We start from the raw sequence: 16027 nt of genomic DNA, 5'->3' as shown, positions 1-16027 counted from the left end.
CAATGACGCTGCATATCATTAAAAAACTGACCGGCCTGTTACTGTTGCTGTGTGCAATTTTCGCCAGCCAGCAGAGTTTTGCCTTGTCCTGTCGCCAGGGCAGTAATGCTGATAAGACAAGTCCGACAGGGTCTATCGCGGAAAATTTTCCGATTGGCTCTGTCTCTTTCGCAAAGTCTGACTTTACTGCCGGCAGGGTACTGTGGCGCTCTTCGACGTATACCGCCACCTTTACCTGCTGGGATATGCAATCGTATCCACAGGGAGAAGATGCCTGGCTTTACTGGAACCCACAAGGCGGCCTGAGCAAAATAAACTCTTCCCTGAGTGTCGGGGTGACGATAAATGGTAAAGATTACGATTCCATCAATACTGCAGTCGCCAGCAAAGCGATTGATATTGGCCGCGGAACCGTGGCAGACTCAAATTATTATTACTACCACGCAAAAGCCCGGCCGCTGACCATATCCTTTGCCTTCTCTATTTATCTGAAAGCCACAGGAGTCGCCCCGCCCACCACCTTTACCAATATCGGTAATGCCGGGGTATTTCAGGTAGATGGCGAAAAGGGGATAAACTCAACCCCTAACAGTAACTATGTGGCAAACCTGACAAATTTTGATAATATCAAGGTCATACAATGTACCCCGACGGTCACTATTTCACCGTCAACGATTAACTTTAACAGCATAATGCGTGAGACCTCGGCGGTGGGTAAGATAGCCAAAACCATCCCCTTTACCGTGACGGCTAACGTCTCCGGTGGTGGCTGTGTCGGCCAACAACTGGTCGCCAGCTTTAGTAGTAATGATGTGAGTGCTTCCGACAGTACCTTACTTATCCCTTCGACCAAGCCGGGTATTGGCGTTTATCTGACCTCCAGTACTGATACCAGTACTCCCATTGTCTTTGGCCAGACCTATAATTTCACCTCCGCTGCCATCACCAGCAGCGATACGACCATCCCGAGGGGCTATATTGCCTATCTGAAATGGTTGACTAACTCTCCGACAGTCGGGACCTTCAATACCACTGCGACCGTCAATATCACGTTCAAATAACCAGCATCCGCCCCCGGGAGGAAAACCGGGGGCGGAAAAAAAAGCCATAGCGGCTGTAGTATTGAGTTGAGCGACAGGATTTGCTACGGCTTATCAGGGGACGCAGAGGATTGGCGGTTTAACCGCCATGGGGTTACTTCTTACGCTTAAAATTCACTTCAAACGCATAGGCAATTTTCTGGAAATTCCGTTGGGTAATCAGTGAAAGATTGCTAAATTTAACCGACATCCGCTGCTGATAACCGGGATGTTCCGGTAATTCATCTTCCAAATCGTTAATGGCAATTATCTCAACGTTAGCTTTGAATTCACCATATTCACCGAGGGAGAGTTGTGCTTTCTTAAACACCGACCCCACTTTAATCTTTTCTGATAAGGGTTTCTGGGTATAAACCCCGACACCACCGACCGAGAAATCATAAATAATAAACGGTGGAGGGACCGTTAGTCCGGAGACTGGCAACGTGAGTGTAAAGTGCTTCCATATTGGCAGAGGAACCCGCAAATTAATCCGGCGTTGGTAGTACTGAAATTCATCAGGAATATCTCCAACAATCACGACACCGCTGTCGGTGTTATTTGACGCCAGCACCCTTGTGCTGAAGATAATTTTGGCTTCCCGGCCTTCAGCAATCAGGTCGAGAGTATCAGGGAGTGTTGCGGGATCCTGCAGAGGGATAAGATTGATACGGCCGGATTCCAGGCGTAGCACTTCAAAATCGAAACCCTGTTCTGAACCAAGATTCAGACGATGCTTTTCCTTAATCAAAGTCCTCAGGATTGCCATCAGTTCGAAACGATCGTTCTTAATAATCAGGGAATCAGTCTCAAAACGCACCATAACAACAAACCCTTGTTACTTAATCATGCCTGAAGAATAACATATTTAAACAAGAAGAGGTTCACAAGATTACGATGAGAGTTGAGACGGATTAACCTTTAGCAGTGATGACTGACGGCTGCCCGGAATCAGGCAGCACGGCACAACTCTTCAATGGTCAGTTCTTTCCAAAGTTTGCCCTGCAGGGCATAGTACGGCATCTGAGATAACCACTGTTCATGGTGATCGGTTTCGATACCTTCCACTACCACATTACAGTTATTCAGGGCAAAGAAATTCAACAATGCGTCCATCAGCTGGCTGCCGCCGGGCTTGCTCATAAAGTTCCAGAGCAGGAAACGGTCAATTTTTATAAAGCGAAACTGGTTATCAAAAAAGGCCGAAAAACCTGACAGACCTGATCCAAAATCGTCCAGCCAGACGGTCTGTTTCTTCAGAAATACCGGAGACTGATTAGGTTCAGCCACCAGACTGTCTGATGATTCATTAACTTCAAAATGTATGAAGCTGAGCGCATCTTTATCCCGTGACAGATAATGTTTGTTAACAAACTCTAATGATTTATCATCGACATTCAGAGTCACAATCACATCATTGCTGACAAACCATTCCCGGTAAGATTCAATTAATGCAATCTGCGCCTTCAAAATATCAATGCTCATTCCGGGTGTCAGATTCTGGAAAAAAAATTCCGGAGAGATTGCTGTCCCCTGGTTGTTGGCGGTAATTCTGGATAAACACTCAACCGCTAACAATTCTCCGGTTTTACCAAACATCGGCTGGAAAACGAAATTAATAGAAAAATTAGCAAGTTTTAAAGGGATCATAGCCCACCCGGAGTCATTGAAAAAAAAACAGGCCAGTCATTTAACCTGAATTTTCAGCGGGCAGATGATGAGCTGCCTGCCTGGCTGCTGAGGAAAGTATACGCCGCCTGATTAGTCTATAGTTGATTTTATGAGAGCCAATCCCTATCAATGAAACAATTTCCATTATAAATCCTGATGAATGGCGCCCGAAGTGAGTAAGATTCTGAGAAACGCTTTTCCACGGTACTGACTGAACTGCCGCGGGCCATCACCAGTGTCGCTCTGGCGGAATTTTATACTAAAATGATGTTAAAAAAGTAAATTAATCTGAATCAAATACTGTTTAAACGAGATAAACATATTGATCAACACAGATTAATAGTTGTGAGTCTGGCGAAAAAATGGCATTTTTTTCACATCTTTAAAAAAGGCTCCCGGATATTTCCGGAGATGACCCACAACTATCACCACATCACTTATTACAGGGGGAAAGCGTTGAACGCTTCAGCCACTCATCTTCCACAAAAAAGTGCCGGTTCCGGCGTACTTTTTTTATTCAGATGTTTTCGACACTTGGCTTCGCCGTGTTGTACTCAACACTGGTCTTGTATGCTACGAAAAAACTGGAATTTAGTGAAAACTCAGCTAACGCGATCATGGGCGTGTTCGGTGCCTTCAATTATGGCCTGCACTTGTTTGGCGGCTATCTCGGTGGCCGCTATCTGAGTAACCGCAATCTGTTCGTTATGGGGATGGTATTGCAGGTCATCGGTTGTTATCTGATTGCCAGCGCCGGGGTTAGCGGATTGTACTGGGGTCTGGCGATGTTCCTGACCGGCAGCGGATTGAATGTGACCTGCCTGAATATGATGCTGACACAGCGATTTACCCCGGACGACCCGCGTCGTGAAAGTGCCTTCCTGTGGAACTATGCCGGGATGAACCTCGGTTTTTTCATCGGTTTTACCGTCGCGGGTTACTACCAACTGTCTGCCGATTATGAAGCCCTGTTCCTGTTTGCCACTTCCGGTAATCTGATTGCTATCCTGTTGACCTTTATCTACTGGAAACAGGTCAGGGATAAAGATACCCCTCTCTGCACCGTCAGCCCGGCCAGTTTTCGTCAGCGCCTGCTGGTCGGAATTGCCATCCTGATTGTACTGTTGCCTGTCATCAGATTAATGCTAAGCCATGCAGGGGTTAGTAGCTATTTTGTGATTGCCATTGGTGCACTGGTGTTTATCCTGTTGTGCGGCTTAACGCTCAGACACCCGGTGGCAGAAGAGCGCTCACGAATGGGAGCTTACCTGATCCTGATGCTGGGTTCACTGGTCTTCTGGTCACTTTATCAGTTAGCGCCAATGGGGTTAATGCTGTTCTCGGAAAACAATATTAACCTGAATGTCTTTGGCTGGCAGATTGCGCCACAGTGGATTCAGGACATTAATACTATCGTGATTGTTATTGGTGGCCCCCTGCTGGCGGCCGGATTTAACCGGTTACGGGCTAAAGGCTGGAGAATCGACATTCCGTTGCAGTTTGCCAGTTCGCTGGTATTTATTGGTCTGGGTATGCTGGAGTTACCCATCGGAATTAGCCTGGCTGGCAGCGATGGCTTAATGGCGTTTAAATGGATTGTCATCAGTTATATTCTGCAAAGCATTGGTGAACTGCTGATTTCGCCTATCGGCTACGCAATGATTGGCAAGCTGGCTCCGAAACAACATCAGGGACTGATGATGGGGAGCTGGATGATGGTGACCGGTGTTGCTTCGGTACTCGCCGGCTATTTCTCAGGAATGATGCCACAAAATGCGGGCTCCACCCCGCTGGCTACTAACCCGGGATACAGTCATATTTTCAATATTCTCGGCTGGGGATCGGTCATTGCAGCGATTATCATCGCCCTGCTTATTCCGGTACTGCGTCGGTTAATCAATCCACTCAGCAGCGTAAAATCCTGATCCATATTCCGGCCGGGCAGATAACTGCACCGGCCGGATAAATTTTACTCAACTCTGATTTTTCAGACGCCAGCTGATATTGAGTGCTCCGGCCACCAGCATCACCAGTGCCGTCCCAATAAATACGGCCGGAGTACCGAATTTACCGGCCACCAGCCCGCCAAACAATGGTCCGGTCACCTGACCTATATATTGTGCTGAAGTTGAATATCCCAGTAACCGGCCCGTGTTATTGGCCCCGGCATGATGACGGATGATCGCGGTGATACAGGGCAACATACCGCCCAACGCCAGCCCCATACAGAAACGCAATACGACTAACTGCCAGACCGCGGTCACAAATGCCTGCGGAATCAGCAATATCCCGCAGACAACCAGACCGAAAGATAAAACCCGCCAGTGTCCAACTCTGTCAGCCAGTGCGCCGATGCGCGGGGCCGCTAAAATACTGCCGAGGGCAGTCGCCGCCATCACTATCCCGGCCAGCAGGGTGGCATGTTGTAATGATGGGGTAAATGTGGCGACATACAGCGTAATAATCGGCTCAACCGACATACTGGCGAAAACCAGTAACATGCCGGATATCCACATGATTTTTACGGGTAGCGGTATCGCCGCCGGAGTTTCTGCCACAGCACTGGTGGCCGTTTTTTTGGGTGGCTGGCGCTGTTCTTTCAGTAAGAATAAGGTGGCGAGAAAAGTGATAAAGATGATCGCACCGGTCAGCAAAAAGGTGGCACGGATACCCATCCAGCCGGGTAACACACCACCGACCAAGGGTCCTGCAATGTTGCCAGCCATAACACCTGACGAAAGAATCCCGACTGCCCAGCCGGTTTTTTCCTTTGGCGTCTGTGAAGCCACCAAAATCATCGACCCGGAAGCATAGCCCCCGAGTAATCCCGCCAGTAAACGTAATGCCACCAGCTGCCAGGGCGCCGTTGCCATCCCCATCAGTGACATGGCGACAGCCATCCCCAGGCTGGCACGGATCAGCATCAGTTTACGTCCATATTTGTCCGCCAGACGCCCCCATAACGGGGCCGTCAGCGCCGCTGTCAGAAAGGTCGCACCGTAGGCCACCGCCGACCAGTGTGCAATGCTGGCTTCTTCTTCTACACCGAGAGAATGAAGGTAAAGCGGCAAAAACGGTAACAGCAGTGTCATTGCTATCAGAGTGGTGAACGAACCCAGAGTACATACCCAAAGATTGCGTCGCCAGTAAATATGCTGTTCCGCCGCCTCACCCGAAGATTCTGTCATTGAAATTAACCCGTAGATTGTTGTGGAGATGACAGAATAACTGCCAGCGGAAAAAAGCCCTATATCGGCACGGATATTTACCTGCTGGCTCCGGATTGTTACCACACCGTAATAATCAACTGTGACTGAGCTTCCCGGTCAGCATGTCGCACAACCAGGTCACCGGCGAGGAGTGTTGTTCCGGTTGTTTAAGCAGCAGATAACTGTGATAGCTGGGCAACTGCCAGTCGGGCAATACCGGTTGTAAAACACCGTCCGTCAGCGCCCGGGACACCATATAGGAGGGCAGACAGGCAATCCCGGCACCTGCACAAGCGGCTGTCAGCAATGCCATGCTGTTATTGGCCCGGAAACGGCTGACTGCGTTAATCCCGACTCGTTTTTTCTCGCGCTGAAAAGAGAGCGCCGCCTGGTGTGCTGAGCCATGAAAGGTCAGCAGCTGGTGGCTGTTAAGATGCTCCGGCCGGGTGACCGGCGGATTCTGCGCCAGATACTCCCGGCTGGCATACAATCCCCAATGAATGACCGACAACGGCCGGCACCGTTCATATTCCGGTGGACGCTGGCGTACCACTATCGCCACATCAATATCATCCCGCTCCATATCCGGCTCACGGTCACTGAGGTCCAGATCTATCCGCACATGGATATGATGCTGCATAAAAGGTTGTAATACCGGCACAATACACTGACAGCCGTAAGTCACCGGAGTCATCAGCCGGACCTGACCACCCGGCTGGCTGTGCATTTGCCGGATAAAATCTTCGGCACTCTCCAGCTGCGCACTGATTCGTTCACAATAGCGGTAGTACTGCTGACCACATTCGGTTACCGTCACTTTACGTGTCGTACGATGCAGCAGTTTCATCGCCAGTCGTGTTTCCAAAGCCGCTATCTCCCGGCTGACAGTGGCCGTAGAGATCCCGAGGATTTTAGCCGCATGGCTAAAGCTTTGTTGCTCCACAACACGGGAGAAAATATACATCGCTAATAAGTTTTCACCCTGTTGCACAAGCTATCCTCTTGTTAAATGGCCGTCTCAGCACAAACGACTAACTACTTATCGTGTAAAAATACTGGTTCAATATCCACCGGAAAATTCAGTGAATTAGCAATAAAACAAGCATCGTGGGCTTTGTGATGCAGATCTGCTGCTCGCGGTTGATCTTCAGGATGACGCAGGCGGATCTGCGGCCGCAGAGTCATGCGGGTAAAATGCCCGCGTACGCCCTCAACCATGGTTCCCTCAGCGTTATCCTGATACTCATCAATAATGATTCCGGCGTCAGCACAAACGTGCAGATACCACAATTTATGGCAGGCAGAAGCAGAAGCCAGCAGCAATTGTTCCGGATTCCAGCGGGAAGCGTCACCACGGAACGCCGGGTCAGCGCTCAAAGCGATGGGATCCCTGCCGGTGGCCTGTAAATCAGATGAGCGATCGTAAGCAGTATAGGAGGAAGTTCCCTCTCCGCGATTCCCTGTCCATGTCACGGTGACCTGATAATGATGTTGTCTGACAGCCATCTGTAGCTCCTAACCGTTTGAAAATTTCAGGTGATAAAATGCGATTACTGTGGCAAAACCCGCCGATTATGGCGGTTTAATCATAACACTTACTTATTGTTTAACCACTGTCATAACGCTGACACGAATGTGTTCCGGCCCCGGAACTGCAGGGGGAACAGGCCCTGTTTTCCGGATAAAACCGCTCCCGAAAATTTTCTTCATTGGTCAGCGACGTCTCACCCACAAGTTTAGCTGGCAGACTACCGGCAGGAAAAGTTCCGTATGTCTCGTTCATTAATGTGATCATAATCACATTAATGGTGATTTAAACTGCAACAACTTTTGTCAAATGTGAATTATGTATGATTACTCGCGTATGATATCAGGCATGATCCTGCCTGACAGAGTACCGGCACGCCCGGAACTATCTTTATGGTTTGATTTCTTTTTCTGCGTGGTTATTTACTCCGTCAGCGTACGGCGTGATTGGTAAAAAAAGCGAGTGGTCAATATAAAATGAAATATAAATTAATGATGGCAGCAACAGTTTTCGCGGGTTCAGTCATGGGCTCGTCTTACGCCGCAGATACATCTCCGCAGTATGTTTCTGACTGGTGGCACCAAAGCGTTAACGTGGTCGGCAGTTACCACACCCGCTTCGGACCGAAGGTGAATAATGATTTATACCTCGAATACGAAGCGTTTGCCCATAAAGACTGGTTTGATTTCTACGGCTATGTCGATGTACCCAAATTCTTTGGTATCGGTAACGGTAACGATAACGGGATCTGGGACAAAGGGGTAGGCTCTCCTCTGTTTATGGAAATTGAACCCCGTTTTTCTATAGATAAGCTGACCGGTACCAGCCTGGCATTCGGCCCCTTTAAAGAGTGGTATTTTGCCAACAACTATATCTATGACATGGGGCCGAATAACGACAACCGCCAGAATACCTGGTATATGGGATTAGGTACGGATATCGATACCGGCACTAAACTGGGATTGTCGTTAAACGTTTACGCTAAATATCAGTGGGAAAACTACGGTGCGGCGAATGAAAACAGCTGGGATGGCTACCGTTTTAAAATTAAATACTTCCTGCCTCTGACCACGCTTTGGGGCGGCAATTTAAGTTATATCGGATTTACCAACTTTGACTGGGATTCTGACCTGCGTGAGAAATCAGGCCCGTCACGTTCCGGGAACTCTATCGCCTCCAGCCATATTCTGTCACTGAGCTATGACCACTGGCACTATTCTCTGGTGGCCCGTTATTTCCATAACGGCGGACAATGGTCAGAAGGTACCACACTTAACTTTGGCAGCGGCGATTTCAACACCCGGGCCACCGGCTGGGGATATTATGCCGTTGTCGGTTATAGTTTCTGATAAACCCCTCGCTGCCACACAGCGAATGTAGTTAGCCGTGTTATTCCTGCAGGAAATCTTTTTTCTGCAGGAATAAAAAACCTGATATCCCCCGCTAATTAATCATATTTAATCTCGTCTTTTTTCTTTCCTTCGACTATTCTGCTGTTTGTTCACTGCTGATCACCCCTGATATCCGATACTAATAATGTGATTCGCAGCATTGCAAATACAGTGATCCCGAGGTTAAGTTCGTTATGTCATCTACCTGTACCACAGCAGGATATTCTGCTGTTCCGCAAAGTAATAATTACACCATCGCTGCACGCATCGATGCATTACCCTCCAGCAAAAGTCTGTGGCGTTTTATTTCTCTTCTGGCGCTGGGCGGTTTTTTTGAACTCTATGATTTATTCGAAACGGGATATATTAGTTCAGGTTTACTCTCTGAAAAGATATTTCATCTGGGAAAGGATGGCGTTTTCGGTATATCTGATCAGGCTGCATTCGCTTCAGTCACTTTTCTGGGGTTATTTGTCGGCGCCAGTTTGCTGGCGAAATACGCCGATAAATTCGGCCGTCGCTTCAGCTTTATGTGTGCCCTCGCCTGGTACGGGATCTTTTCATTAGTGATGGCATTTCAGAACAGTGCGGAAGGCATTATTTTGTGCCGCTTTCTGGTCGGGATTGGTCTGGGAGTGGAACTGGTTACTATTGATACCTATCTGGCCGAATGGATGCCGGCTCATTTACGGAGCCGGGCGTTTGCCTTCTCCTTTTTTATTCAGTTTTTGTCGGTACCGGCCGTGGCGCTAATGTCGTGGTGGCTGATTCCGCAAACACTGCTGAATCTGGAAGGCTGGCGTTGGGTGATTATTGCCGGGGCGGTCTGCTCGTTAGTGATCTGGAGTATTCGCCGTAATCTGCCGGAATCGGCTCGCTGGCTGGCACAACAGGGCCGCCATCAGGAAGCTCACCAGGTGCTTAGTGCCATGGAAATACGTTGTGGGGTGACACCTCCCTCCGTGGAGCAACTGCCACATGCAGATTTAACGGCCACTCCGCGCAAGGGGAAATTCAGCGAAATATGGGCGCCGGAATGGCGGAAAAGAACGCTGATGCTGGTGGTGATGAACTTCTTCCAGGCGATTGGTTTCTTTGGCTTTGGCAACTGGTTGCCAGCGCTGCTGTCCGGTAAGGGAACCACCCTGACCCACAGCCTGCTGTATGCGTTTTTCATTACTCTGGCCTACCCGCTGGGTTCACTGATTTGCAGCCGCTACGCCGATAAAATCGAAAACAAATGGCAGATTGTGCTGGCCTGTCTGATGACGGTGGTATTTGGGACATTATTCGCGCTGGTGACTCAGCCGCTACTATTGATCGTCTGTGGTTTCCTGGTGACCTATTCTAACGCCTGGCTGACCTACAGTTACCATGCTTATCAGACCGAAATTTTCCCGACGCACATCCGTGCCCGGGCAGTAGGATTCTGTTATTCCTTCAGTCGGTTATCGACGGTGTTTAGCAGCATTATGATTGGGCTGATACTTCAGTACGCCGGCAGCCAGGGGGTGATTATCTTTATCGTCCTGAGCATGCTGATAGTGATGCTGTCGGTGGGCATTTATGGTCCGAAAACCCGCGGTCTGGATCTCGAAAATATATAATCTGTTGGTCCGGCTTTCCACCTGTTCCCTGTGACGGAGAGCCGGACCTGATGGTTAAGGTTGCTTAGGCAATTTCTCTACTGACTCAGCGCCCATTTTCCCCTGTACATCCTCTGATTTTCTCAGCTTCGCGACCTGGTCAGCCGATACCGTCGAGGTGCTGGTATTTCCCCAGCTGCTACGGATGAAGTTCACGACATTTGCCACCTGCTGATCGTTAAGCCGCCAGCCAAATGCCGGCATGGTAACCGCTGATGGCGCTCCCTGAACTCCGGGTAACGTATCCCCCGTCAGTACAATATGGATAAGTGAGGTAGGATCCTCAGCCAGCACCACCGGGTTGCCTTTCAGCGCCGGGAAGAAACGGGTATATCCACTGCCATCGGTTTTATGGCAGGCAGCACAACTGTCAACATACTCAGCAGCCCCGGTTTGTTGATCGTTACCCTTCCACAGTGCCTGCGAGACAGAATCATCTGCCTTAAATACCTTCTGCTGGCTATCACGCGGTGACAGCGATTTGAGATAGCGGGCTATCGCATTAATATCGTCATCACTCAGATATTGCAGGCTATGCTGTACTACATCGGTCATGCCGCCAAACACAGCGGTATGATCATTTCGTCCATAGCGCAGGAACTGAGCAATGTCGCTGGTCGACCAGCGGCCCAAACCATCACGATCGTCGCCACGCAGGTTAATGGCAGTCCAGCCATCGATAGGCGCACTGCTGCCAGAGAGATAATCAGTACCTTCGCTATTGTTCAGCGCCTTTTCCTGCATGGTGATGCTGCGGGGGGTATGGCAGGCACCGCAGTGCCCTAAGCCTTCAACCAGATAACGCCCACGCGCCAGCACCGGATCTTCTCCTGGCTGTGCCGTGGCTGGTTTTACTTCAGGAGCAAACATGCCCCGCCATATCGCCAGTGGCCAACGCATAGAGAGCGGCCAGGGGATATCTGTCGCGTGATTAGGTTGACTGACAGGTTTTACACCCTGCATAAAGTAGGCGTAAAGGGCATGCATATCGTCATCACTGACGACTGCATACGACGGATAAGGCATGGCCGGATATAATGTCTCACCATTTTTCGCCACACCATGACGTACTGCTTTCTGAAAATCGTCATAGGTATAATCCCCGATACCGTAAGTCTTATCGGGAGTAATATTGGTTGAATAAATCTTGCCGATAGGCGTTGCCATCGGTAATCCGCCGGCAAAAGGCTGCCCGCCTTCGCTGGTATGACAGGCAACACAGTCACCCGCCCGCGCCAGATACTCGCCCCGTTTCACCAAATCCTGACCACTGTTATCTTCGGCCATGGCAGAAAAAGCCAGTGAACCCAACACCAGCGCTAAAATGCTCTTTTTCATTTTCTGTGCCTCTTATGCCTGTACCAACGGACCCGGATTTTTCAGGTAAACTTCCCGGATGGTTTTGGCTGACCAATAGGTCAGTGCTGCCACCATCCCGGTCGGGTTATAACCTAACCCCTGCGGGAACGCAGAAGCCCCTGGTACAAACACGTTCGACACATCCCAACTTTGCAGATAGCGGTTGATAGCACTGGTTTTCGGATCCTCACCCATGATGGCGCCGCCATTCATATGGGTCGTCTGGTACACCGTGGTATCAAAATGCGTACCCGGAGTCTTAGGCCCCCCCATAATCATTTTCGGATTCATGGCCTGTGCAATGTTGTGCATTTTCGACACCATAAACTGCGACATTTTGATGTCATTCTCTTGCCAGTCAAAAGTCATGCGCAGCAAGGGTTGTCCGTGGACATCCTTGTAGTTCGGATCCAGGTCAAGATAGTTGGTGCGGTAAGACTGGTGGGCGCCATGCGCATCCATCGAGACATGATGCGTATAGGTATCAGCGACGGCAGCTTTCCATTCGCTGCCCCAGGCCGGCGTCCCAGTGGGTACCGGCAGCCCGGAGATAGGTTTAACCCCCGCCTGGTTTACCCATAACGGCGATCCCCCGACAAAACCGTATGGACCATGGTCAAAGTTATCGGCATTAAAGTCATCCACCCCGACCCCCGCGCCACCGGCCCCGATAAACGGGTTAGTGGTAATATTTTTGTCAAACAAGGCTTTCAGAGTAGAGATATTCTGATAAGCAAAGTTACGCCCTACCACCCCTTCGTTGGTCACCGGGTTATAGGGTTTACCGATACCTGAAAGCAGCATCAGATGGACATTGTGAAACTGGAACGCAGACAAAATGACCAGGTCAGCGGGCTGTTCAAACTCGCGTCCGCTGGCATCGACGTAGGTGACCCCGGTCGCACGTTTTTTATCGTCGGTCAGATTGACCCGCAGCACATAGGAATCATTACGTAATTCGAATTTAGGTTCCTGACGTAAAGCCGGCAGTATATTGACGTTCGGCGAGGCCTTTGAATACATATAGCAGGCGTAACCGCTGCAATATCCGCAGAAATTACACGGCCCCATCTGAGCACCATAAGTATTGGTGTAAGGACCTGAGGTATTCGCGGATGGCATATCATACGGGTGATAGCCCACAGACTCTGCTGCTTCGGCAAATAATTGTGCCGAATAAGTCCGTTTTTGTGCCTTCAGAGGAAAGTCACTGGAGCGATCAGGGGCAAACGGGTTCCCTCCTTTGCCCTTTCCAACCAGCTTACCTTTTACCGTCCAGGCCGTTCCGGAAGTCCCAAAGACCTTTTCGGCCTGGTCAAAGAATGGTTCCAGTTCATCGTAACTGACACCAAAATCCTGGATGGTCATACCCTCAGGGATAAAGTCTTTGCCATACCGCTCTTCATAATGGCTACGCAGCCGAAGTTCAGCCGGGTCAACCCGAAAATGGACCCCTGACCAGTGCAGTCCGGCGCCACCGGTACCGGTTCCAGGCAGGAACGCATTTAACTGACGATAGGGTACGGCAGTCTGCGATGGATTGTGGCGAACAGTGACTGTGCTTTTCGATAAATCCTGGAACAGCTTCTTACGAATGTTGTAAGTCAGCTCATCAATAGACTGCGGGTAAGCGCCGTCCGGATAAGTATCACGCTGTGGGCCACGCTCCAGCGCGACAACATTCAATCCGGCTTCTGTCAGTTCTTTTGCCATAATCGCCCCGGCCCAGCCGAAACCTACAATCACAGCATCTGTTTTTTTCATTACACTGGCCATTTTTATGCCCTTTCTCCGCGAATTGATACCGGTGGGAATGGATAATGTTCACCACGTTCGACCCAGTCCATAAAGTCAGCCCGGGCACCAGGGAAACCAATCAGTTTCCAGCCAGTCATACCCTGGTTACCGCCGTGAATGGGATCGCTGAAGAAACCTTCGCGGGTGTTCTGTAGTAAATAAGAAAAAAACAGGGTGGCAGGAAGCCGGGTAAATTTCGCCTGACCAGATTCAAAGGCCTTCAGCGCAGAGACCTGCTGGTCGTCGCTCAGCTCAGCAAACACATGACCATATTGCTGTTTACAGTAATTGTCAGCATCTTCCAGGCCCAGCCGGTAAATCTGCCTTGGTACCAGCGGCAACTGATAACCCAGTTCTTTCGGAGTATCCGGAGCAAATGGCCCCTGCATATACCAGTTTGAACCGGTGGCATAAGGTGTATCCATTTGCCGGTCGATATATTCAGGCACACCGGCTTCCAGTGCGCCTGGCCCGCGAGAGTCCGCAGGAATTAATCTGGCCACAGCCGCGCTGATAAACGCAAACTCTTCTTTGGTAAACCAGGCAGGCTGATAGTCACGGGCCTTTTGTGGGCCGTTGGATTGAGTATCGGCAGCCTGAGCTGCCGGGCTAAGTGCAAGTGAACCAATAGCAGTGCTTCCGACAGCCATTGCAGGAGCTAAAGTGATCGTTTTTAGTAAAAAATCCCTGCGAGACTGCCCTTTGATCTGTTCTGACATGACATTGCCTCAGTACCGCATATAATGCAGCATGAAATGTTAAACTTTTAAGATGTTTATTTTGTTTCCGGATAAGTAACAAGCAAGTGTTACCGGTAACAATCCTTATATTCTACACCTGTAATGACAAAGGTTCAGTAGAAAAAAACATCAATCGCCATTTTTATTAACAATTTCATCCCAGGCTGCAGGAGAAGCAGCTGGCAACACTCAGGGTTTGTCACTGTCAGAAACATCCTTCAACAGACAGTTAACAGGCTTTAACGCTATAACAGGATGTGACTATTTAACGGAGTTGCTATGTTTAAAAGTTTTTTTCCACGCCCGGGGCTGTTTTTCGCCAGCGCCGCCATCTGGAGCCTGGTGACCATCCTGGTCTGGTTCTTTTTCGGGGAGCACGCGCTCGAAAGGATTCCGGCGTTAGCCAAAGCGGCCAGTAGCCCGCTGCCAACGACCGTATCCCGCTTTATTCATCTGTCACAGGTCTGGTTTTATCTCTATTTCTGGATAGCGACGGCACTGTTTGCGCTGTGCTGGCGAGTGATTGATAATCATCCCTGGCAGTTATGGTCAGTCTGGGGCTCTGCACTGATCATTTTCACCTCCTGGTTCAATGTACAGGTCGGAGTCGCTATTAACGCCTGGTACGGCCCGTTTGGTGATTTGATTCAAAAAGCCCTGACTAAAGCCGGTTCAGTGCCAATCACCGTATTCTATTCGGAGGTGATTGCTTTCCTGGGCATAGCACTGGTGGCGGTGGTGATCGGGGTGATGAACTCCTTCTTTATCAGCCACTGGGTGTTCCGCTGGCGTACCGCCATGAACAATTACTATATGGCCAACTGGCAGCGCCTGCGTCAGGTAGAGGGTGCGGCACAGCGGGTTCAGGAAGACACCATGCGTTTTGCCAGTACCCTGGAAGACTGGGGGGTCAGCTTTATTCAGGCGATTATGACGCTGATAGCCTTCCTGCCGGTGTTGGTTTCCCTGTCTCATTATGTTAAAGATGTGCCGATTGTCGGTAATATTCCGTATGCGCTGGTGATTATCGCGTTGCTGTGGTCACTGTTTGGTACGGCATTACTGGCGCTGGTCGGGATTAAATTACCTGGCCTGGAGTTTCGTAATCAACGGGTTGAGGCCGCGTATCGTAAAGAGCTGGTTTACGGCGAAGACGATGCTGAACGAGCCTCACCGGCGACGGTTCATGACCTGTTTAGCCGGGTCAGATACAACTACTTCCGGCTCTATTTCCATTATCTGTATTTCAACATTACCCGCATCTTGTATCTGCAGGTTGATAACGTATTTGGTCTGTTCGTTCTGTTCCCGTCAATTGTTGCCGGGACCATTACACTGGGAATAATGAACCAGGTATCGAATGTGTTTGAACAGGTACGCTCTTCCTTCCAGTATCTGATCACTTCCTGGTCAACGCTGGTTGAGCTGATGTCTATCTATAAACGTCTGAGAAGTTTTGAGCAGATCCTGCAGGATAAACCTCATGACGAAATGATGCACGACGCGGCAGATTAACAGGTACACCGACAGGTTTCTGCGTTATGCAGAAGCCTGTCTCCCCTCCTGGCTGACACATTCATTTTTAATTCATAAAGCAGGCGCAGAAT

The 16027-nt window shown here is 49.7% G+C and carries 13 protein-coding genes; 5 read left to right on the top strand and 8 right to left on the bottom strand.

Translation table 11 applies throughout. The annotated features are described in order from the left end of the window. Positions 1-2 precede the first annotated feature (2 nt). Positions 3-1061, top strand: coding sequence for a fimbrial protein (locus B3Z23_RS17460; RefSeq protein ID WP_294912491.1), 1059 nt, complete (start codon positions 3-5; stop codon positions 1059-1061). Between the two features lie 133 nt (positions 1062-1194). On the opposite strand, the gene B3Z23_RS17455 is transcribed toward B3Z23_RS17460, so the two are convergent. Both B3Z23_RS17455 and B3Z23_RS17450 read right to left on the bottom strand, forming a co-directional pair. Beyond that, the gene (locus B3Z23_RS17455; protein ID WP_294912489.1) at positions 1195-1902 is read right to left on the bottom strand and encodes a flagellar brake protein; all 708 of its coding nucleotides are present in this window, start codon (positions 1900-1902) and stop codon (positions 1195-1197) included. A 128-nt stretch (positions 1903-2030) separates the two neighbouring features. After that, on the bottom strand, positions 2031-2729 hold the full coding sequence (locus B3Z23_RS17450) for an EAL domain-containing protein (protein WP_294912487.1): 699 nt from the start codon (positions 2727-2729) through the stop codon (positions 2031-2033). Positions 2730-3265: 536 nt separating this feature from the next. On the opposite strand from B3Z23_RS17450, the gene B3Z23_RS17445 reads away from it, so the two are divergent. Next, entirely contained in the window at positions 3266-4675 is a 1410-nt protein-coding gene (locus B3Z23_RS17445; protein WP_414716507.1) for a peptide MFS transporter, read from the top strand. 48 nt (positions 4676-4723) lie between these two features. On the opposite strand, the gene B3Z23_RS17440 is transcribed toward B3Z23_RS17445, so the two are convergent. The 3 genes from B3Z23_RS17440 to B3Z23_RS17430 form a co-directional block, all read right to left on the bottom strand. Then, complete coding sequence (locus tag B3Z23_RS17440) at positions 4724-5938, bottom strand: MFS transporter (RefSeq protein ID WP_294912485.1); 1215 nt, start codon at positions 5936-5938, stop codon at positions 4724-4726. A 115-nt stretch (positions 5939-6053) separates the two neighbouring features. After that, a complete protein-coding gene (locus tag B3Z23_RS17435) occupies positions 6054-6950 on the bottom strand; it encodes a LysR family transcriptional regulator (RefSeq protein WP_294912483.1) in 897 nt (298 codons plus the stop codon). Positions 6951-6994: 44 nt separating this feature from the next. Next, the gene (locus B3Z23_RS17430) at positions 6995-7465 is read right to left on the bottom strand and encodes an OsmC family protein (RefSeq protein WP_294912481.1); all 471 of its coding nucleotides are present in this window, start codon (positions 7463-7465) and stop codon (positions 6995-6997) included. Positions 7466-7963: 498 nt separating this feature from the next. On the opposite strand from B3Z23_RS17430, the gene B3Z23_RS17425 reads away from it, so the two are divergent. Both B3Z23_RS17425 and B3Z23_RS17420 read left to right on the top strand, forming a co-directional pair. Beyond that, positions 7964-8836: a nucleoside-specific channel-forming protein Tsx gene (locus tag B3Z23_RS17425; RefSeq protein ID WP_294912479.1), complete on the top strand. Its 873-nt coding sequence runs from the start codon at positions 7964-7966 to the stop codon at positions 8834-8836. Positions 8837-9072: 236 nt separating this feature from the next. Next, positions 9073-10485 (top strand): MFS transporter, encoded by a 1413-nt coding sequence (locus B3Z23_RS17420; protein WP_294912478.1) that lies wholly within the window; start codon positions 9073-9075, stop codon positions 10483-10485. Positions 10486-10539: 54 nt separating this feature from the next. Here B3Z23_RS17420 and B3Z23_RS17415 read toward each other — a convergent pair whose 3' ends face one another. From B3Z23_RS17415 to B3Z23_RS17405, 3 genes are read right to left on the bottom strand one after another with little or no spacing between them, the layout of a single operon-like run. Then, positions 10540-11862, bottom strand: a complete 1323-nt coding sequence (locus tag B3Z23_RS17415; RefSeq protein ID WP_294912476.1) for a c-type cytochrome — start codon at positions 11860-11862, stop codon at positions 10540-10542. A 12-nt stretch (positions 11863-11874) separates the two neighbouring features. Next, positions 11875-13659, bottom strand: a complete 1785-nt coding sequence (locus tag B3Z23_RS17410) for a GMC family oxidoreductase (RefSeq protein ID WP_038023741.1) — start codon at positions 13657-13659, stop codon at positions 11875-11877. A 2-nt stretch (positions 13660-13661) separates the two neighbouring features. Then, positions 13662-14399, bottom strand: a complete 738-nt coding sequence (locus B3Z23_RS17405) for a gluconate 2-dehydrogenase subunit 3 family protein (RefSeq protein WP_294912474.1) — start codon at positions 14397-14399, stop codon at positions 13662-13664. A 300-nt stretch (positions 14400-14699) separates the two neighbouring features. Between B3Z23_RS17405 and sbmA the strand changes: the two genes are divergently transcribed. Beyond that, positions 14700-15935, top strand: coding sequence for a peptide antibiotic transporter SbmA (gene sbmA, locus B3Z23_RS17400; protein ID WP_038023747.1), 1236 nt, complete (start codon positions 14700-14702; stop codon positions 15933-15935). Positions 15936-16027: the final 92 nt, after the last annotated feature.

It is taken from the genome of Tatumella sp. UBA2305 (assembly GCF_002345795.1).
Lineage (GTDB): Bacteria > Pseudomonadota > Gammaproteobacteria > Enterobacterales > Enterobacteriaceae > Tatumella > Tatumella morbirosei.
This window is presented reverse-complemented; position numbering and strand designations above follow the sequence as displayed.